Genomic DNA, 17,409 nt, shown 5'->3' with positions numbered 1-17,409 from the left:
ATAACCTACCAAGCACTTGCTTTGTTGGCTGCTTCGTCAAGAACAGCGACCGCACTACGGTGAGGACCCCGTGACCACCCCTGCACACACCACCCCGCAGGCGCTGCGACAGATCGCCGCGGCGCACCCGGACGAGCCCGCCCTGCTCGACGGCCCGACCCGCCTGACCTGGGCCGAGCTACTCGACCAGGTCCGCATCGCCGCCCGCGCCCTGATCGCCCGTGGCATCGCCCCCGGCGACCGGGTCGCGATGTGGGCGCCCAATACCCACCACTGGGTGATCGCCGCGCTGGCCGCGCATTCCGTCGGGGCCGCGCTGGTTCCGTTGAACACCCGGTACGTGGCGGCCGAGGCCGTCGATGTGCTGGCCCGCGTCGACGCGAAGGCGTTGTTCGTCGCGGGTCTGTTCCTCGGACGTGATCGGGCCGCCGAACTCGCGGCGGCGGCGCCGGAACTGGGTATCGGGACGGTCGTTGTCATCCCGATCGAAGGCGACGCGAGTACCGCCACCGCTTCGGCTGACACCGCCGCGCACACCACGGTGACGTGGGACGAGTTGCTCGCGCAGGCCGCGACCGTCTCGGCGGCGGCCGGCGAGGAGCGGGCCGAGCAGGTCTCCCCCGACGACATCTCCGACATCCTGTTCACCTCCGGCACCACCGGTCGCAGCAAGGGCACCCTCGTCGCGCACCGGCAGGCGCTGGGCGTGGTGCGCGGCTGGGTCGAGTGCTCGACCCTGCGCGCGGGCGACCGCTACCTGATGATCCCCCCGTTCTTCCACAACTTCGGCTACAAGGCGGGCATTCTCGCGTGCCTGGTCACCGGGGCCACGATCGTGCCGCAGGCCACCTTCGACGTGCCCGCCACGCTGGCGCTCATCGAGTCCGAGCAGATCACCGTGCTCACCGGCCCGCCGACGATCTACCAGACCATCCTCGAGCATCCACAGCGCGCCGAGCGTGACCTGAGCTCGCTGCGAGTGGCGGTGACCGGCGCGGCGACCGTGCCGGTGGTGCTGATCGAGCGGATGCGTGACGATCTCGCCTTCGAGGTGGTCATTACCGCCTACGGCCTGTCCGAGACGGCCGGTTTCGGCACCATGTGCCGCGCCTCCGACGACGCGGCCACGATCGCCAACACCTGCGGCGGGCCGATCGCCGACTTCGAACTGCGCCTGTCCGATGCCGGTGAGGTCCTGCTGCGCGGCCCGAACGTGATGCTCGGCTACCTCGACGATCCCGAGGCCACCGCCGAAGCCATCGACGCCGACGGCTGGCTGCACACCGGCGATATCGGCATCGTCGACGAGCGCGGCTACCTCAAGATCACCGACCGGCTCAAGGACATGTACATCACCGGCGGGTTCAACGTGTATCCCGCCGAGATCGAACAGACCCTGGCCAGGCTCGACGGCATCGCCGAGTCGGCGGTGATCGGCGTACCCGACGAGCGGATGGGCGAGGTCGGCAAGGCCGTCGTCGTCCGCAAGGCCGGATCGACGCTGACCGCCGACGAGGTAATCGCCTTCGCCGCGAGCAAACTGGCGAATTTCAAGGTGCCGAGGCTTGTCGAGTTCCGCGACCAGCTGCCCTACAGCGCCGCGGGCAAAGTGCTCAAGCGTGAGCTACGTGAGGAGAAGTCGTGAGTTCCGAAACCGAGACCGAGGTCGTCACCTATGAGGTGCGCGGCTCGGTCGCCGTCGTCACCATGAATCGGCCCGATTTCCGCAACGCGCAGAACTCGAAGATGACCTACGCCCTCGACGCCGCCTTCGTGCGGGCCGTCGAGGATCCGGAGGTCAAGGTGATCGTGCTGGCGGGCAACGGGAAACACTTCAGCGCCGGACACGACATCGGTACACCGGGGCGCGACCACGACGTGCACTACGAGAACAAAGCCGCGCTGTGGTGGGACCACCTCGATCGCCCCGGCGGCGATCAGCGGTTCGCACGCGAGTCCGAGGTGTATCTCGGCATGTGCAGGCGCTGGCGCGAGATCCCGAAGCCGATGGTGGCGATGGTGCAGGGCGCGTGTATCGCGGGCGGGCTGATGCTGGCCTGGGTGTGCGATCTGATCGTCTGCTCCGACGACGCGTTCTTCTCCGATCCTGTTGTGCGGATGGGCATTCCGGGTGTGGAGTACTTCGCGCATCCGTGGGTGATGGGTCCGCGCGCGGCCAAGGAGTTCCTGTTCACCGGCGACCGGTTCGGTGCGGCCCAAGCCAAGGAGTGGGGCATGGTCAACCGGGTCGTGCCGCGCGCGGAACTCGAGACCGAGGTGATGGGGCTCGCCGACAAGATCTCCGCCATGCCGCAATTCGGGCTCGCGCTCACCAAGAAGGCCGTCAACCAGGCCGAGGATCTGATGGGCATGCGCAGTGGCATGGACTCGGTCTTCGGGCTGCATCATTTCGCGCACGCGCACAACGCCGAGGTCGGCGCCGATTCCCTGGGTGGGATGAACGCTCGCTCGATGAAGAGCGCCGCCACAACCGAACAGAACGGGACGAAGTAAGTGGATCTCGAGATCGACCCGGCTGCCCGGGAATTCCAGCTGGAGGTGCGCGAGTTCCTCGCCGCCAATGTTCCTGCCGAGCCGTTGCCCTCGATGGATACGGCGGAAGGCTTTGCCGCGCATCGAGAATGGGAAGCGAAGCTGGCCGAAGCCAGGTTGTCCGCGGTGTCGTGGCCGCGCGAGTTCGGCGGCCGTGACGCGTCGATTCTCGAATGGGTGCTGTTCGAGCAGGAGTACTACGCCGCGGGCGCACCGGGCCGGGTCGCGCAGAACGGCATCTTCCTGCTCGCGCCGACCCTGTTCGAGCACGGCACCCCCGAGCAGCTCGCGCGGATCCTGCCGCGCATGGCGCGCGGTGACGACATCTGGGCGCAGGCCTGGTCGGAACCCGAGGCGGGCAGCGACCTCGCGGGCCTGCGGTCCACCGCGCGGCGCACCGAGGGCGGCTGGCTGCTCAACGGGCAGAAGACCTGGAGTTCCCGTGCGTCCTTCGCCGATTGGGCGTTCGGCTTGTTCCGTAGCGACCCCGACGCACAGCGTCACCACGGGCTGACCTACGTGATGTTCCCACTCACCGCCGAGGGCGTGAGCGTGCGGCCGATCCCCCAGCTCGACGGCGAACCCGGCTTCGCGGAGATCTTCCTCGACGACGTCTTCGTACCGGATCACGATGTGATCGGCGGGGTGAACGAAGGCTGGCGGGTCGCGATGGCCACCTCGTCCAACGAGCGCGGGCTCTCGCTGCGCAGCCCCGGCCGTTTCAGCGCCACCGCGCAGCGGCTCATCGACCTGTGGACCGAGACCACCGAACCGGCCGATACCGCCGCCCGGAACGCGGTGGTCGATGCCTGGATCGGTGCCGAGGCCTATCGGCTGCACACCTTCGGCACCGTCACCCGCCTCCAAGACGGCGGACAACTCGGCGCGGAATCGTCGATCACCAAGGTGTACTGGTCCGAGCTCGACATCGCGATGCACGAGACCGCACTCGACCTGCTCGGCTCGTCCGCCGAACAGCGCAGCAACTGGACCGACGGCTATCTGTTCTCGCTCTCCGGCCCGATCTACGCGGGCACCAACGAGATCCAGCGCAACATCATCGCCGAACGCATCCTCGGCCTGCCTCGCGAGAGCAAGCGATGAACGTCCACTTCATGGTCCACCTGGAGCACCGCACCGCACAGCTCAGGAGCGAACGCGCCGCGACCACCATCCCGTCGACCGGCGCCATCGACCGGCACACGATCGCGCTGCCCGCCGGATCGATCGGCATGGCCAGCACTCACTTGGGCCGAATCGCCCTTCCGAACATAGGAGGTATGCGATGAGATTCGCGCTCAGTACCGAACAACTCGACTTCGCCGCCGAGCTGCGCAAGATTCTCGACGCGGGACAGGTGCCCACCGCCGTGCGCGCCTGGGCCGCGGGCGATCCCGCCAAGGCGCGCGCGCTGCTGCGGCAGATCGCCGACATGGGCGTCTTCGGCCTGATCGTCGACGAGAAGTACGACGGGGCGGACGCCACCACTGTCGATCTCGTCGTCGCCCTGATCGAACTGGGTCGCGCCGCCGCGCCCGGCCCGGTGATCGAGTCCGCCGCCGTGATTCCGGCGCTGCTGCAACGTCTTCCGGATGACGCGCCCGCGCAACGTTGGTTGCCCGCGCTGTCGAGCGGCGAGTCGCTCGGCACCGTCACCTTCGCGGCCCAGCGTGGCATCGCCCTCGACGCCGATATCGCCGAGCCGGTTCTCGTCGCCACCGAGGGTCGGCTGACACTCGGCGTTCCGGCAACGGATTCGGTGACCTCGATCGACCCCGCCCGCAAGCTGTTGCGCGTGACGTCCGGCGAGCTGGTCGCCGAAGGTGCCGAGGTCGCGGCGGCTATCGACTACGCCTTCGACGCCGGCGTTCTCGCCTGTGCCGCGCAGCTCCTCGGCGCGGGCCGGTCGATACTCGAGCAGACCACCTCTTATGCGAAGCAGCGCAAGCAGTTCGGTCGCGCGATCGGCGAATTCCAGGCGGTGAAGCAGCAGCTCGCCGATGTGCTGATCGCGTTGGATCTGGCCGAGCCGCTGGTGTACCGCGCGGCGCTCACGCTTGACTCGAACGACCGCGCCCGCGACGTTTCCGCGGCGCTCGTGGCCTGCGGCGATGCCGCCCACCGCGCCGCGCGTGCCGGCCTTCAGGTCCACGGCGCGATCGGTTACACCGCGGAATTCGATCTGTCGCTGTGGCTGACCAAGGTCGCCGTCCTGCGAACCGCCTGGGGCACAGCCGATTTCCATCGCGCCAGGATCGCCGACGCGCTACGCGCCGCCGAACCCACCGCCGCACCGAGCTGAGACCCGCGATGCCACCGACGACAGCGACCGCTTGCCGCACAGGCCCGTGTCATGGTGGTAGCCGGACCCCGCCGAACCGCCGCCGACGCTCTCCCGCCTGCATCACCGAGCCCTACGAGGAAACCCATGTCATCGAATGAACTACTCGAATTCCGGACCTCCGTGCGGGCCCTGCTCGGCAAGCACGCCACGTCGGCCGCGCTGCGTACCGCCATGGACACCGACCTCGGCTATGACCCGAAGTTGTGGCGGATGCTGTGCGAGCAGGTCGGGGTAGCCGCGCTCGCGGTGCCGGAGGAGTGGGGTGGCGCGGGCGCCGGACTCGTCGAATCGCTCATGGTCGTCGGCGAATTGGGGCGGACGCTGAGTGGGGTGCCGATGCTCGGGTCGGCGGTGCTCGGGGTGCAGGCGATCTTGCTGGCCGGCGACGAGCAGTCCTGCGCCCGGCTGTTGCCCGATCTGGCAGAGGGGTCACGCACGGCGGCCCTGTGCTGGGCCGACGCCGACGGCTGGGATTCGGCCGGGGTCAGCGCGGCGGCTGGCAAGCTCAGTGGCGCAGCACATTACGTGCTGCACGGAGCGCAGGCGGACCTGCTTCTGGTGCTGACCGATGACGGGCTGTTCGAGACAACCGCCGACGCACCCGGCGTGATCATCACCGAGACGCCCGCACTCGATCCCACTCGAAAACTCGCCACCATCACCTTCACCGATGCCCCCGCCACCAGGATCGGCACCGGCGACCCCGCGGTGCTGCGCCGCCGACTGCGCGAAATCGCCTGGGCGGCACTGGCTGCCGAGCAGGTAGGTGCGGCCCGGCACTGCCTCGAGATGACGGTCGAATACACCGCGTCGCGCGTGCAGTTCGGTCGTCCGATCGGCAGCTTCCAGGCGCTCAAGCACCGGATGGCCGACATGTACGTGCTGGTCGAGTCGGCCGAATCGACGGCCTTGGCCGCAGCACTGGCGGTAGCCGAGGACAGCCCGTCGGTCGCGGAGGACGCCTGGGTCGCGCGTAAGCACTGCACCGAGACCTTCTCCACGGTGACCGCCGAGACCATCCAGCTGCACGGCGGCATCGCCATCACCTGGGAACACGACGCCCACCTCTACTTCAAGCGGGCCCACGCCACCGCCGAGCTGTTCGGCACCGGCCGACGCCCGGTCGCGGCCTAGCCGAATTCACCGAAAGCCCTGGTCGCAGCCCTGCGGCCAGGGCTTTCGGCATGCTGTGCGCCATTTCACCGAGCCTACGGGCGGACGGGTCTGGATTTAAATAGTTAGCTTATGTAATATAATTTCCCGTGAAGCAGACAGCGCAGCCATCGCCGGACGACATCGTGGTCGACCTGCTGGTCACAGCTGGTCGGCTCACCCGACTGGCCGGGGCGATCAGCAACGACGATCTGCCCCGCGCGGTCCTGCGGGCTCTTGCCGTGCTCGACGAGCACGGTGGTCTGCGGGTCAGCGACTTCGCCCGGATCGACAGATGTTCCCAACCGGCGGCAACGGCGCTGATCGGTCGACTCGTCACCGACGGCTTCGCCACCCGCACCAAGGACCCGCACGATTCCCGGGCAGCGCTCATCGAGCTCACCCCGGCCGGCCGGTCCCGCCTCACCGAGGCCAGGCGCGCGTTCGCCGCCGCCATGGCACCCGGACTCGCCGATTTCGATCGCGATCGGCTGGTCCGCCTCGATACCGACATGAACGACCTGCTGGCAGCCCTTCGCCCGGTTGCCCGCGGTCATCAGTGACGCAACCAGGAGCGCCCATGAACGTGCGCGACGACAACGCCGCAACCTCCCAGCCCAAGGCCGTGTGGGCCGTCGCCTTCGCGAGCGTCATCGCGTTCATGGGCATCGGCCTCGTCGACCCCATCCTCAAGCCGATCGGCGAACAACTGAACGCGACGCCCTCGCAGGTGTCGCTGCTGTTCACCAGCTACATGGCCGTCACCGGCGTCGCCATGCTGGTCACCGGCGTGATCTCGAGCCGCTTCGGCGCCAAGAAGACGCTGCTGTCCGGGCTGGCGATCATCATCGTGTTCGCCGCGCTGGCAGGCATGTCCGGCAGCATCGGCGAGATCATCGGCTTCCGCGCGGGCTGGGGTCTCGGCAACGCCCTGTTCATCGCGACGGCGCTGGCCACCATCGTCGGCGCGGCCACCGGTGGGGTCGCCAAGGCGATCATTCTCTACGAGGCCGCGCTCGGCATCGGCATCGCGACCGGTCCGCTGCTCGGCGGTGTGCTCGGTGGAATCAGCTGGCGTGGACCGTTCTTCGGCGTTTCGGTGCTGATGGCCGTGGCCTTCATCGCGATCGTCGTGCTGCTGCCGGAGACACCGAAGTCCGCGCACCCGACCTCGATCACCGCGCCGTTCAAAGCCTTGCGGCACAAGGGATTGCTGACCGTCAGCATCACCGCGCTGCTCTACAACTTCGGCTTCTTCACCCTGCTCGCGTTCACCCCGTTCCCGCTGGACATGGGCACCTACGCGATCGGCTTCATCTTCTGCGGCTGGGGCATCCTGCTCGCCGTGTCCTCGGTGTTCCTTGCGCCGAAACTGCAGGCGCGCTTCGGATCTCTGCCGATGATGGCCCTGTCGCTCGGCCTGTTCGCGATCGACCTGGCCGTGATGGGCATGTTCACCGAGCACAAGATCGTGCTGATCGTCGGCGTCGTGATCGCCGGTGCGTTCCTCGGCGTGAACAACACGCTGATCACCGAGGCCGTGATGATCTCGGCGCCGGTCGAGCGGTCGACCGCGTCGGCGGCGTACAGCTTCGTCCGCTTCGGTGGCGGTGCGGCGGCGCCGTGGGTGGCGGGCAAGCTCGGTGAGCACAATATGTCGCTGCCGTTCTGGCTCGGCGCGCTCTGCACGGCCGCCGCGGTCGCGGTCCTGTACATCGGCCGCGGCGCGCTGGCCCACATCGACGACCACGACCCGGCTCCACACAGCATCGAGGAAGCACAGGCCATCACCGTCGGCGATTGAGCTGTATTTCTGGAGCGCTGGCGCGCTCGAATTCGCGGCCGCTGCGCGTCCGGCCCCTCCCTAGAGGTCGGGGTTCGGGGTTTGCGGTTCGGGTAACGTCGGCGTCATGACCGAGCGTGGGCGTGTCAGGGTGGAGACCGGGCAGAAGCGGGTGCGGGTATATCTGCGCGGGAAGGTGGTGGCCGACACGCTTCGGCCGCTGCTGGTCTGGGAAATTCCGTACTACCCGACCTACTACGTGCCGCTCCCCGACGTGCGCGCCGACCTGGACCCGAACGGGACCACCGAGCACTCCCCCAGTCGTGGTGAGGCGACGGGTTACGACGTGGAGGTCGAGGGCCTGCGGGCCGACGGTGCCGCGCTGCGCTATCTCGACTCTCCACTGCCGGAGCTGAAAGACGCTGTGCGACTCGACATCGCCGCGTTCGACTGGTTCGAGGAAGACGAGCAGATCTTCGTCCATCCACGCGACCCGTACTCGCGCGTGGATATCCTCGGCAGTTCCCGGCACGTGCGGGTGGAGATCGACGGAGTCACCGTCGCGGACTCGCGTTCGCCCCGCATTCTGTTCGAAACCGGCTTGCCCGCAAGGTATTACCTGCCGCTGACCGATGTTCGGATGGATCTGCTCGCGCCGTCGGACACGCACACCAGCTGCCCGTACAAGGGCACCGCCGACTACTGGAATGTGCGGATCGACGACACCGAACACCCCGACATCGTCTGGATCTATCGCACGCCACTGCCGGAGAGCCAGAAGGTCGCGGGCCTGGCGTGCTTCTACAACGAGAAGGTCGACATCTACCTCGACGGGGTGCGCCAGGATCGCCCGCACACACCGTTCGGCTGACTACTCGGGGATCTCGAGCACACCCTCGTCGACCGCCCACTTGATCGACTTCTCCAGTGACGGACAGGATTCCGGCCGACCCGGGCGCGCACCGTGTGCGGCCATCTGCGCGAAAACCGGGCAGTGCGCCTCGGGTCGTTCGGTCCACTGCACCGAGGTCTGGTGCGCGCTCGACTTTCGCACCAGGACCTGCGCCGAGCACGCCTGACACCGCAGTGGCGTCAGACCCGTGTCGAGATAGTGCTGCTTGTCGACCACGGTTTGCGCCCGCACCGCCGCCTGCCGCACGGGCTGATCAGCGAAATCTGGCGCCTTGGCCCAGGTCGGGCGATTCCCCGCACGTGGTGAGGTATCGCCCGACCCCGGCTCAGCCGAAGCGAGCCGCGACGGATCGCCGGACCTTTGCGGCTCGCTCGAACTCATATCAGACGCCCGCTTCCTCGGATTCGGCCTTGCGGCGCAGGTTCTCGGCCACCTCGGCCTCCCATGCCTGATTCGCCTTGGTCGTGTCGACCTCGAACTCGAAGCGCTGGGTCATCTTCTCGGTGACGTCGGCGACGTCGACGTAGAACTGGTCGTACCAGCGACGCAGCTGGTAGACCGGGCCGTCCTCCTCGCAGAGCAGCGGATTCTCGACCTTGGACTTGTGCTTCCAGATCTCCACGTCCTGGAGGAACCCGTCGCCGAAGAACTTGGCCATCGTGTCGGCCAGCTTCTTCGCGGCCTCGTCGGGGATGCCCTTGGGCTTCTCGACGCTCAGGCCCCACTGCAGCACGAACGAATCCTGGCTGACCGGGTAGTGGCAATTGATCAGCTGGACCTTGATCTCGTACCCGCTGTAGATGTTCACCAGCGGATTGATCATGTAGGACGGCCCGAAGTAGGACGCTTCCGATTTCAGCAGCGTGTCGCCGCCGTGCTTGGCGGCCATGCCGACGTCGGGGCGGCCCTTGGTCTCCAGGAACTGCGTCGCCACATGCCCTTCGAAGACGTTCTTGAAGAACGTCGGGAAGGCGTAGTGGATGTAGAAGAAGTGCGCCATGTCCACGACGTTGTCGATGATCTCGCGGCAGTTGGCGCCCTCGATCAGCAACGTGTCCCAGGTCCAGTCGGTCCAGCCGCTGTTGTGGGTCTCGGTCGGGTTGCCCTGTTCGTCGGTGTACGGGCCCTCGATATGCGGGATCGTGACCTCGGGGGGCGGTTCGTTGCCCTCGTGGTCGTGCCAGATGAACAGCTGACCGTTGCGCTCGAGCGTGGTCCACTTCCTGGTGCGGGCCAGCGGCGGAACGCGGCGCGCGTACGGAATCGCGGTGCACTTTCCGCTCGCGCCCCAGCGCCAGTCGTGGAACGGGCAGGCGATGTCGTCGCCCTTCACCGTGCCCATGCTCAGATCGCCGCCCATATGCCTGCAGTAGGCGTCGAGCACGCGGATCTCGTCGTCGGTATCGGTCCACACGACGAGCTTGGTACCGAAGATCTCTACCGCGTGCGGCTTGCCGTCGCGGTACGTCGACGCGAGGCCGACACAGTGCCAGCCGCGCGCGAACCTCGTCGGCGGTGCACCGACATCGAGTTCCCTCACCTTGGGGTTGATCGCCATCCCGAACCCTCCTCGTTCACTAGAACACGTTACAAAACTGAGCCACTTCACGCCAGTTGTCCAGCGAACTTCCTTGTTGACTCCTGTTATATCCGAGGTAGGGCGATCTTCTCGACAGAAACGAGAACCTGTTCTAATCTCAGAGTCGAACCAAGCAGACGAATAGAACCGGTTGTCGATCCGACACAGGCAGGAGCGGGCTCCGAAATGACGCAAGAAGTGACCGAACGGGTCGAGGCACTGCTGCCGACGCTGCGTGAGCGTGCGCAGGAGGCCGAGGACCTGCGCCGCATCCCCGAAGAATCCATGAAGGCGCTGCAGGAGACCGGTTTCTTCCGGCTGCTCCAGCCAAAGCAGTGGGGCGGCCACGCCGCCGATCCGGTGGTCTTCTACGACAGCGTGCGCAGGATCGCCAGCGCGTGTGGTTCCACCGGCTGGGTGGCGGGCATCATCGGGGTGCACAACTGGCACCTCGCGCTGTTCGATCAGCAGGCCCAGCAGGACGTGTGGGACGAGGACACCGATGTGCGCATCTCGTCCTCGTACGCACCGATGGGTGCGGGACAGGCCGTCGACGGTGGGTACATCGTGCGCGGTTCGTGGGCTTGGTCCTCGGGTTCCGATCACGCGACCTGGGCGGTATTGGGCGGTCCGGTGATCAAGAACGGCAAGCCGGTCGACTTCGGCAGCTTCCTGATCCCGCGCTCGGACTACCGCATCGATGACGTCTGGAACGTCGTCGGCCTGCGTGGCACCGGCTCGAACACCGTCGTCGTCGAGGATGTTTTCGTCCCGACGCACCGGTTCCTGAGCTTCCGCGCGATGAGCGAGGGCCGCGCGCCTGGCATCGAGCAGAATCCCGACCCCGTGTACAAGATGCCGTGGGGCACCATCCACCCCACCACCATCTCCACGCCGATCGTCGGCATGGGCTACGGCGCCTACGAGGCGCACGTCGAGCACCAGGGCAAGCGCGTGCGCGCGGCTTACGCCGGCGAGAACGCCAAGGACGATCCGTTCGCCAAGGTGCGCGTGGCCGAGGCGGCCAGCGATATCGACGCCGCGTGGCGTCAGCTCTCGGGCAATGTCGCCGACGAGTACGCGCTGCTGCTGGCCGGCGAGGAGGTGCCGTTCGATCTGCGCGTGCGCGCCCGTCGCGACCAGGTGCGCGCGACCGGTCGGGTGATCGCCTCGATCGACAAGCTCTTCGAGTCCTCCGGTGCGACCGCGCTGGCCAACGGCACTCCGCTGCAGCGCTTCTGGCGTGACGCGCACGCCGGGCGGGTGCACGCGGCCAACGATCCCGAGCGCGCCTACGTGATGTACGGCACGCACGAGTTCGGGCTGCCCGTCACCGACGCCATGGTGTAGCCGATGACCCAGACCGCGGAACTCACGTACGAATCGACCTCACGCTTCGCGCAGGTCACTCCCGATCTGAAGCTGCACTACCACGAAGCCGGGGTGGGCAACCCGACCACGATCGTGCTGCTGCACGGTGGTGGGCCCGGCGCCTCGGCGTGGTCGAACTTCGCCCGCAACATCCCGGTGCTGGCCGAGCACTATCACGTGATCGCGCCCGATCAGCCGGGATACGGCAAGTCCGACAAGCCGATCGACCACCCGCAGTACTTCGTGCACAGCTCGAACGCACTGCTCGCGCTGCTCGATCACCTGGAGATCACCGACCGGGTGCACCTGCTCGGCAACTCCCTCGGCGGCGGCGCCTCGGTGCGGTTCGCGCTCGATCACCCCACCCGCGCGGGCAAACTCGTGCTGATGGGCCCGGGCGGGCTGAGCACCAACCTGTTCGCGCCCGACCCCACCGAGGGCGTGAAGCTGCTCTCGAAGTTCACCTACGAACCGACCAGGGACAACCTGGAGAAGTTCCTGCGGATCATGGTCTTCGACCAGTCCCTGGTGACCGAGGAGCTCATCGATGAGCGGTTCGCGCTCGCCAGTACCCCTGAGTCGCTGGCCGCGATGAAGGCGATGGGCAAGTCCTTCGCCAGCGCCGACTTCGAGAAGGGCATGCTGTGGCGTGACGCGTACAAGCTGCGTCAGCCGGTGCTGTTGATCTGGGGTCGCGAAGATCGGGTGAACCCGCTCGACGGTGCGCTCATCGCCACCAAGGTGATCCCGCGCGTGCAGCTGCACGTGTTCGGTGGCTGCGGGCACTGGGCACAGCTGGAGAAGTTCGACGAGTTCAACCGGCTCACGGTCGATTTCCTCGGGGAGAAATAAATGAGTATTCGTGCCCTGGGCTACATGCGCATCGAGGCCACCGACATGGCGGCCTGGCGCGAGTACGGCCTCAAGGTGCTCGGCATGATGGAGGGCACCGGGCTCGACCCCGATGCGCTCTACCTGCGCATGGACGATTTCGCCGCACGACTGGTGATCGTTCCCGGCGAGCAGGACCGGCTGCTGGTCTCGGGCTGGGAAGTCACCGACGGACCGGGCCTGCAGCAGCTGCGCGAGACCCTGAGCAAGGCCGGGGTCGCCTTCACCGAAGGCACAAAGGAAGAGCTGGGCGAGCGCCGCGTCGAAGGGATGATCCGGTTCCAGGATCCGTCCGGGAACACCCTCGAGGCGTTCTACGGCGCGCAGTACCTGGGCCGCCGCTTCGTGAGCCCCTACGGCCACAAGTTCGTCACCGCCGAGCAGGGTCTGGGCCACGTGGTTCTCACCTGCACCGACGATGCCGCGGCGCAGGCGTTCTACCAGGACATCCTTGGCTTCCGGCTGCGGGACTCCATGCGGCTGCCACCGCAGATGGTGGGCCGTCCCGCCGACGGCGACCCGGCCTGGCTGCGCTTCTACGGCTGCAACCCGCGCCATCACGCGCTGGCGTTCCTGCCGCTGCCGAACCCCACCGGCATCGTGCACCTGATGGTCGAGGTGGAGAACTCCGACGACGTCGGCCTCTGCCTCGACCGCGCCTACCGCAAGAAGGTGAAGATGTCGGCCACCCTCGGCCGCCACATCAACGACAAGATGCTGTCCTTCTACATGAAGACTCCCGGCGGATTCGACATCGAATTCGGCTGTGAAGGACTCGAAGTCGACGACCACGAATGGATCGCTCGCGAATCGACCGCGGTCAGCCTGTGGGGTCACGACTTCACTGTCGGATTCAAGCAGCAATAGGAACGGCGGCGAAGGACATGACTGAACAGACCCCGGCGATCGACGGTCGCCAGTTCCGCACCGTGCTGGGACAGTTCTGCACCGGCATCACCGTGATCACCGCGCTCGATCCGGCCGGTGAGCCCATCGGGTTCGCCTGCCAGTCCTTCGCCGCGCTCTCCCTCGACCCACCCCTTGTGCTGTTCTGCCCCACCAAGGGGTCGCGGTCGTGGGCGGCGATCGAGGCGGCGGGCAGGTTCTGCGTGAACGTGCTCTCCGAGGAGCAGCAGCCGACGTGCGCGCGTTTCGGCTCCCGCGAGACCGACAAGTTCGCCGGAGTCGGCTGGCATACCTCCGAACTGGGCGTTCCGGTGCTCGACGATTCACTGGCCACCATCGAGTGCACGGTCGACTCCGTCATCGACGGCGGCGACCATTACATCGTCATCGGCCGAGTCCACGCACTCGCGGAATCGGCCACCACCGGCGGTCGCCCACTGCTGTTCTACCGTGGCCAATACACCGGCATCGAGCCGGACAAGACGACCCCCGCCCCCTGGCGCGCGGACCTGGACCACTTCCTCACCACCACCAGCCTCGACACCTGGCTGTGAATCGGCCTGCCTGAGCAGGCGATCACGGCATGGGCCCGCGCTGCCGACGCGAACTCGTTCGGGTCGGCAGCGCGGGCCGACACCGTCGGGATCGCCTGGGCGTCAGCTTATTTCGCGGTGAGCAGCGCGGTCAGCAGCGCGGACGACAGGGCTGCCGCGTTGTCCTCCTCGGTCGACCAACTGCGGGTGGTGACCGTCATCGCGGCCGGGCGCGGTGCGCCGAGACAGTGCGGGGCGAACGCGGCGAAGAATTCGCGCGGATCGAGGAGCGTCTCCGGCGTGTGGACGCCGGGGTTTCTCGACCACGAGAGTGCCGCGACCGCCAACGGCACGCCGGTGTTGTCGGCCATGGTGAGGCCGGGAACCTGGCACAGTGCCGTGGCGGCGGTCCCAGCGACGCCCGCACGCAGGCCCGTCGCGATAGCGAACAGCGGTGGTAGGCCACCGGCCGTGATCAGTTTCGCCGGATCGGCGGGGACGAGTCGCTCGACGCGAGCCGCCACTCCGGCCGCCTGATCGAGCGTCAGCAGGCGAGCGCCCATCGCCCAGCGCAGTGCCAGCAGCGCGCCCGAAGTCGAGCGGTCACCGACGACAACGGTTGTCGCGTCGCGGAGTTCGGGAAACGCTCGCGCCACGGTGACCGCTTCCGGATGCCCGAAGCTGCGGCCTACGCCGGTGCCGAGTCCTGGGTAGTCGATGCGCATCCGTTCCAGCGCCGGACGCTGCGTGCGCACACCGTCGCGGATGACCGGGATGTCACCGGCGATCTGACGCATGCCGTGCACCACCGCAGCGGTCGCCCCCGGACCGGCTGGTTCGGTGTGCGCGGAGTGAATGTTCCAGCCGGTGACCACGGAGTCGACCCGGTCCAGCTCCGAGCCCGCCAGCACGGCGAGCAGATTGGCGATGCCAGGGCTGGCGCCCATGCCGACCAGCGCTGTCACCCCCGCCGCCCGCGCCTGCGCGTCCAGTTCCAGCATGTCCACAGTCGGCTGCGGATCGTCGCAGATGTCGATGTAGTCGCAACGCGCGGCGATCGCCGCCGCCAGGATCGGCGGGCCGAAGCGGAAGTACGGGCCGACGGTGTTCACCACCAGATCGGCCTCGCCCATCGCGGCAGCCAGCGCGGGGCCGTCGGTGACATCGAGGCGACACGCGGTGGCGCCCAGTTCGTCGGCGAGCTCGCGCGCCGCCACCTCGTCCCGGTCGGCGATCGTCAGTGCCGTCACCCTGTCGTCACCGTGCATGATGCGGGCGGCGACCCGGCCCATCTCCCCTGCTCCACCCAGCGCGAGAACTCGCATGACTGCCTCCCCGTCGAATATATTGACTATCATGACAGTAAATAAAGTCGGCCGTCCGAGCAAGGCCAAGGAGCGGATCGGTCAGATTCTGCGGGCCGCGCGTTCTGTGGTGGCGACCGACGGTTTCGCCGATACGACGCTGTCGCGGGTGGCCGCGGCGGCCGGGGTGCAGCGCACGCTGGTTCTGCACTATTTCGGCAGTAGAGACGGGCTGATGCGAGCGTTCGTCACCGAGTCCGTCGCCGCGTACGGTGACGCGCAAGTGCGGCTGGGCGCCGAGGGGCCGATCGAGGATCGGGTGGCACGGATGTTCGCACCGGGCGCCTACGGGAACCGCGACGACCTGGTGGTGTGGAGCGAACTGGTGAATCTCGCGGCACGCGATGAGGTTGTCCACCAAGGCCTGCGGGAGTTGTGGACCGAGCGCTGGCTACCCGATCTGGAACGCCAACTCGCCACCGCCTACCCGGCCGCCCCGGCGGATCGCGTCGCCACCGCCGCCTACGGGCTCGCGTGCCTGTTCGAGGCGCACTGGGCATTTCACCTGCAGGGAGTCGTCGATTCCGTGCGCACCGACCAGGCCACCCGAGCGGCCGAGGACCTCTTGGCAACGCTCGAGCCGAGGTGAATTCAAAGTGCTCATTCGGTGAGCGCTTTGCGGCGGAGGATCGATGCCATGGACCTCGAATTCATCACCTGCGCCGACGCCGACGAATGGGAAACCTGGCTGGCGACGAATCACGCCGACGCGCCAGAAGTGTGGGTCCTGATCGCCAAGAAGAACGCGCCGAACAAATCGGTGACGATCACCGAAACCCTTGACGGCGCCCTCTGCTACGGCTGGATCGACAGCCACCGCCGCAGCTTCGACACCCACCACTACTTGCAGCGCTACTCCCCGCGCCGAGCTCGCAGCCCCTGGTCGCGAATCAACGTCGCCAAGGCCGAAGCCCTCATCGCCGCGGGGCGTATGCGGCCCGCCGGGTACGCGGCCATCGAATCGGCCGTCGCCGACGGCCGCTGGGCAGGCGGCGCGTAGGACGCCAGCAAAATCACCAGGCCACCAGGGACTTTCGCGGTCGGGCGAGAGTACCGTGGCGGCCTGGTGATCAGTGGTCCGGATCAGGCGATACGCAGGGCGACGTCGCTGAGCACGGGGGCGTCGTCGCGTTCGACGACCGTGACGACCGCGATCAGCTCGTCACCTTCGCGCCAGACCTTGGTGCGCAGGGTCTCGCCCGGGTAGAGGACGCCGGCGAACTTGGCTCGGAAGCCGCCGACCCGGGTGGCGTCACTGTCGAGCAGGGCGTCGGTCATGGCCTTGCAGACCGTGCCGTAGGTGGAAAGGCCGTGCAGGATTGGCGCGGGAAAGCCTGCGCCACGGGCGAATTCGGGGTCCGAGTGCAGTGGGTTGCGGTCGCCCGAGAGCCGGTACAGCAGGGCCTGCTGCGGCATGGTCGGAGTGAGCAGCTCGGCGTCGGGGGCGCGGTCGGGCAGTTCGGTGCGGGCGCTCGGGCCGCGTTCGCCGCCGAAGCCGCCTTCACCCTTGGCGAAGATGGAGGACCGCACGGTCCACAGCGGTTCACCGTCGGACCCGGTGACGGTGTGCTCCTGCACGATCACCGCGTTGGCGCCCTTGTCCCAGATCTCGGCGATCCGGCCGACCGAGACCGCCTTGCCGGTGGCGGGAATCGGCTTGTGCACCAACACTTCCTGGTGCCCGTGCACGACCTTGGCCAGGTCGATCTCGATGCCGGGAAAACTCACCCGCGGCGGCTCGGTCTCGCCGAGAGTCGGAGCCACCGTCGCGAAGGTCGGCAGCACCTGGGGTGCGCGATCGTCGAGGTAGGCCAGCTCGGCGGGGTCGGTCGGTCGGGCGCCCGCGCCCAGGCCCAGGTGGTAGAGCTGCACGTCGGTGGGCGTCCAACTGAACTCGCGGGCGGGCAGTGTCGCGCCGAGCGCGGTCGCAAGATCAATGGGCATGGGTTACTCCTGCGGGTGTGGTGAGCGGTCTGAGTTCATGCGGTGCACTGCGGAGGTGGCACGACCGTGCACTCGA

The 17,409-nt window shown here is 67.6% G+C and carries 19 protein-coding genes; 15 read left to right on the top strand and 4 right to left on the bottom strand.

The window, feature by feature from the left end; genetic code table 11:
• Positions 1–70: 70 nt before the first annotated feature.
• From ACQHI0_RS30760 to ACQHI0_RS30720, 9 genes are all read left to right on the top strand, one after another.
• The gene (locus ACQHI0_RS30760) at positions 71–1,645 is read left to right on the top strand and encodes a FadD3 family acyl-CoA ligase (protein ID WP_427905234.1); all 1,575 of its coding nucleotides are present in this window, start codon (positions 71–73) and stop codon (positions 1,643–1,645) included.
• The gene (locus ACQHI0_RS30755) at positions 1,642–2,514 is read left to right on the top strand and encodes an enoyl-CoA hydratase (RefSeq protein ID WP_427905233.1); all 873 of its coding nucleotides are present in this window, start codon (positions 1,642–1,644) and stop codon (positions 2,512–2,514) included. Before ACQHI0_RS30760 ends, ACQHI0_RS30755 begins: the two co-directional genes overlap by 4 nt.
• Positions 2,515–3,657, top strand: coding sequence for an acyl-CoA dehydrogenase family protein (locus tag ACQHI0_RS30750; protein WP_427905232.1), 1,143 nt, complete (start codon positions 2,515–2,517; stop codon positions 3,655–3,657).
• Complete coding sequence (locus ACQHI0_RS30745) at positions 3,654–3,842, top strand: hypothetical protein (protein ID WP_427905231.1); 189 nt, start codon at positions 3,654–3,656, stop codon at positions 3,840–3,842. Before ACQHI0_RS30750 ends, ACQHI0_RS30745 begins: the two co-directional genes overlap by 4 nt.
• Positions 3,839–4,855, top strand: coding sequence for an acyl-CoA dehydrogenase family protein (locus ACQHI0_RS30740; protein ID WP_427905230.1), 1,017 nt, complete (start codon positions 3,839–3,841; stop codon positions 4,853–4,855). The genes ACQHI0_RS30745 and ACQHI0_RS30740 overlap by 4 nt, the downstream gene beginning before the upstream one ends.
• Positions 4,856–4,981: 126 nt before the next feature.
• The gene (locus ACQHI0_RS30735; protein ID WP_427905229.1) at positions 4,982–6,031 is read left to right on the top strand and encodes an acyl-CoA dehydrogenase family protein; all 1,050 of its coding nucleotides are present in this window, start codon (positions 4,982–4,984) and stop codon (positions 6,029–6,031) included.
• Between the two features lie 128 nt (positions 6,032–6,159).
• On the top strand, positions 6,160–6,612 hold the full coding sequence (locus ACQHI0_RS30730) for a MarR family winged helix-turn-helix transcriptional regulator (RefSeq protein ID WP_427905228.1): 453 nt from the start codon (positions 6,160–6,162) through the stop codon (positions 6,610–6,612).
• A 17-nt stretch (positions 6,613–6,629) separates the two neighbouring features.
• Complete coding sequence (locus ACQHI0_RS30725) at positions 6,630–7,853, top strand: MFS transporter (RefSeq protein WP_427905227.1); 1,224 nt, start codon at positions 6,630–6,632, stop codon at positions 7,851–7,853.
• 106 nt (positions 7,854–7,959) lie between these two features.
• Positions 7,960–8,703 carry a DUF427 domain-containing protein gene (locus ACQHI0_RS30720; protein WP_427905226.1) on the top strand — a complete coding sequence of 248 codons (744 nt, stop codon included), beginning with the start codon at positions 7,960–7,962 and terminating at the stop codon, positions 8,701–8,703.
• Here ACQHI0_RS30720 and ACQHI0_RS30715 read toward each other — a convergent pair whose 3' ends face one another.
• Together ACQHI0_RS30715 and ACQHI0_RS30710 are read right to left on the bottom strand one after the other, a co-directional pair.
• Positions 8,704–9,126: a hypothetical protein gene (locus ACQHI0_RS30715; RefSeq protein ID WP_427905225.1), complete on the bottom strand. Its 423-nt coding sequence runs from the start codon at positions 9,124–9,126 to the stop codon at positions 8,704–8,706.
• A 1-nt stretch (position 9,127) separates the two neighbouring features.
• On the bottom strand, positions 9,128–10,303 hold the full coding sequence (locus ACQHI0_RS30710) for a Rieske 2Fe-2S domain-containing protein (RefSeq protein ID WP_427905224.1): 1,176 nt from the start codon (positions 10,301–10,303) through the stop codon (positions 9,128–9,130).
• A gap of 207 nt (positions 10,304–10,510) precedes the next feature.
• Between ACQHI0_RS30710 and hsaA the strand changes: the two genes are divergently transcribed.
• Genes hsaA through hsaB form a run of 4 tightly spaced genes read left to right on the top strand, consistent with a single transcriptional unit; the run spans position 10,511 to position 14,046 of the window.
• A complete protein-coding gene (gene hsaA / locus ACQHI0_RS30705) occupies positions 10,511–11,674 on the top strand; it encodes a 3-hydroxy-9,10-secoandrosta-1,3,5(10)-triene-9,17-dione monooxygenase oxygenase subunit (RefSeq protein WP_427905223.1) in 1,164 nt (387 codons plus the stop codon).
• Positions 11,675–11,677: 3 nt separating this feature from the next.
• On the top strand, positions 11,678–12,547 hold the full coding sequence (gene hsaD, locus ACQHI0_RS30700; protein WP_427905222.1) for a 4,5:9,10-diseco-3-hydroxy-5,9,17-trioxoandrosta-1(10),2-diene-4-oate hydrolase: 870 nt from the start codon (positions 11,678–11,680) through the stop codon (positions 12,545–12,547).
• The gene (gene hsaC / locus ACQHI0_RS30695; RefSeq protein ID WP_427905221.1) at positions 12,548–13,453 is read left to right on the top strand and encodes an iron-dependent extradiol dioxygenase HsaC; all 906 of its coding nucleotides are present in this window, start codon (positions 12,548–12,550) and stop codon (positions 13,451–13,453) included.
• A gap of 17 nt (positions 13,454–13,470) precedes the next feature.
• Positions 13,471–14,046, top strand: coding sequence for a 3-hydroxy-9,10-secoandrosta-1,3,5(10)-triene-9,17-dione monooxygenase reductase subunit (hsaB, locus tag ACQHI0_RS30690; protein WP_427905220.1), 576 nt, complete (start codon positions 13,471–13,473; stop codon positions 14,044–14,046).
• Positions 14,047–14,153: 107 nt separating this feature from the next.
• Here hsaB and ACQHI0_RS30685 read toward each other — a convergent pair whose 3' ends face one another.
• Positions 14,154–15,350: a saccharopine dehydrogenase family protein gene (locus tag ACQHI0_RS30685; RefSeq protein ID WP_427905219.1), complete on the bottom strand. Its 1,197-nt coding sequence runs from the start codon at positions 15,348–15,350 to the stop codon at positions 14,154–14,156.
• Between the two features lie 31 nt (positions 15,351–15,381).
• Between ACQHI0_RS30685 and ACQHI0_RS30680 the strand changes: the two genes are divergently transcribed.
• Positions 15,382–15,978 carry a TetR/AcrR family transcriptional regulator gene (locus tag ACQHI0_RS30680; RefSeq protein WP_427905218.1) on the top strand — a complete coding sequence of 199 codons (597 nt, stop codon included), beginning with the start codon at positions 15,382–15,384 and terminating at the stop codon, positions 15,976–15,978.
• Positions 15,979–16,026: 48 nt separating this feature from the next.
• Positions 16,027–16,389 (top strand): YdeI/OmpD-associated family protein, encoded by a 363-nt coding sequence (locus ACQHI0_RS30675; RefSeq protein WP_427905217.1) that lies wholly within the window; start codon positions 16,027–16,029, stop codon positions 16,387–16,389.
• A gap of 83 nt (positions 16,390–16,472) precedes the next feature.
• Here the strand turns inward: ACQHI0_RS30675 and ACQHI0_RS30670 are convergent, their stop codons facing one another.
• Positions 16,473–17,333, bottom strand: coding sequence for a MaoC/PaaZ C-terminal domain-containing protein (locus ACQHI0_RS30670; RefSeq protein ID WP_427905216.1), 861 nt, complete (start codon positions 17,331–17,333; stop codon positions 16,473–16,475).
• Positions 17,334–17,409: the final 76 nt, after the last annotated feature.

It is taken from the genome of Nocardia sp. FBN12, from assembly GCF_050320175.1.
GTDB lineage: Bacteria > Actinomycetota > Actinomycetes > Mycobacteriales > Mycobacteriaceae > Nocardia.
This window is presented reverse-complemented; position numbering and strand designations above follow the sequence as displayed.

Excerpts from the sequence above, each read along its gene's own strand:
- ACQHI0_RS30745 (WP_427905231.1), top strand. The coding sequence starts at position 3,654 with ATGAACGTCCACTTCATGGTCCACCTGGAGCACCGCACCGCACAGCTC.
- ACQHI0_RS30740 (WP_427905230.1), top strand. The coding sequence starts at position 3,839 with ATGAGATTCGCGCTCAGTACCGAACAACTCGACTTCGCCGCCGAGCTG.
- ACQHI0_RS30735 (WP_427905229.1), top strand. The coding sequence starts at position 4,982 with ATGTCATCGAATGAACTACTCGAATTCCGGACCTCCGTGCGGGCCCTG.
- ACQHI0_RS30725 (WP_427905227.1), top strand. The coding sequence starts at position 6,630 with ATGAACGTGCGCGACGACAACGCCGCAACCTCCCAGCCCAAGGCCGTG.
- ACQHI0_RS30720 (WP_427905226.1), top strand. The coding sequence starts at position 7,960 with ATGACCGAGCGTGGGCGTGTCAGGGTGGAGACCGGGCAGAAGCGGGTG.
- ACQHI0_RS30715 (WP_427905225.1), bottom strand. The coding sequence starts at position 9,126 with ATGAGTTCGAGCGAGCCGCAAAGGTCCGGCGATCCGTCGCGGCTCGCT.
- ACQHI0_RS30710 (WP_427905224.1), bottom strand. The coding sequence starts at position 10,303 with ATGGCGATCAACCCCAAGGTGAGGGAACTCGATGTCGGTGCACCGCCG.
- hsaA (WP_427905223.1), top strand. The coding sequence starts at position 10,511 with ATGACGCAAGAAGTGACCGAACGGGTCGAGGCACTGCTGCCGACGCTG.
- hsaD (WP_427905222.1), top strand. The coding sequence starts at position 11,678 with ATGACCCAGACCGCGGAACTCACGTACGAATCGACCTCACGCTTCGCG.
- hsaC (WP_427905221.1), top strand. The coding sequence starts at position 12,548 with ATGAGTATTCGTGCCCTGGGCTACATGCGCATCGAGGCCACCGACATG.
- hsaB (WP_427905220.1), top strand. The coding sequence starts at position 13,471 with ATGACTGAACAGACCCCGGCGATCGACGGTCGCCAGTTCCGCACCGTG.
- ACQHI0_RS30685 (WP_427905219.1), bottom strand. The coding sequence starts at position 15,350 with ATGCGAGTTCTCGCGCTGGGTGGAGCAGGGGAGATGGGCCGGGTCGCC.
- ACQHI0_RS30680 (WP_427905218.1), top strand. The coding sequence starts at position 15,382 with ATGACAGTAAATAAAGTCGGCCGTCCGAGCAAGGCCAAGGAGCGGATC.
- ACQHI0_RS30675 (WP_427905217.1), top strand. The coding sequence starts at position 16,027 with ATGGACCTCGAATTCATCACCTGCGCCGACGCCGACGAATGGGAAACC.
- ACQHI0_RS30670 (WP_427905216.1), bottom strand. The coding sequence starts at position 17,333 with ATGCCCATTGATCTTGCGACCGCGCTCGGCGCGACACTGCCCGCCCGC.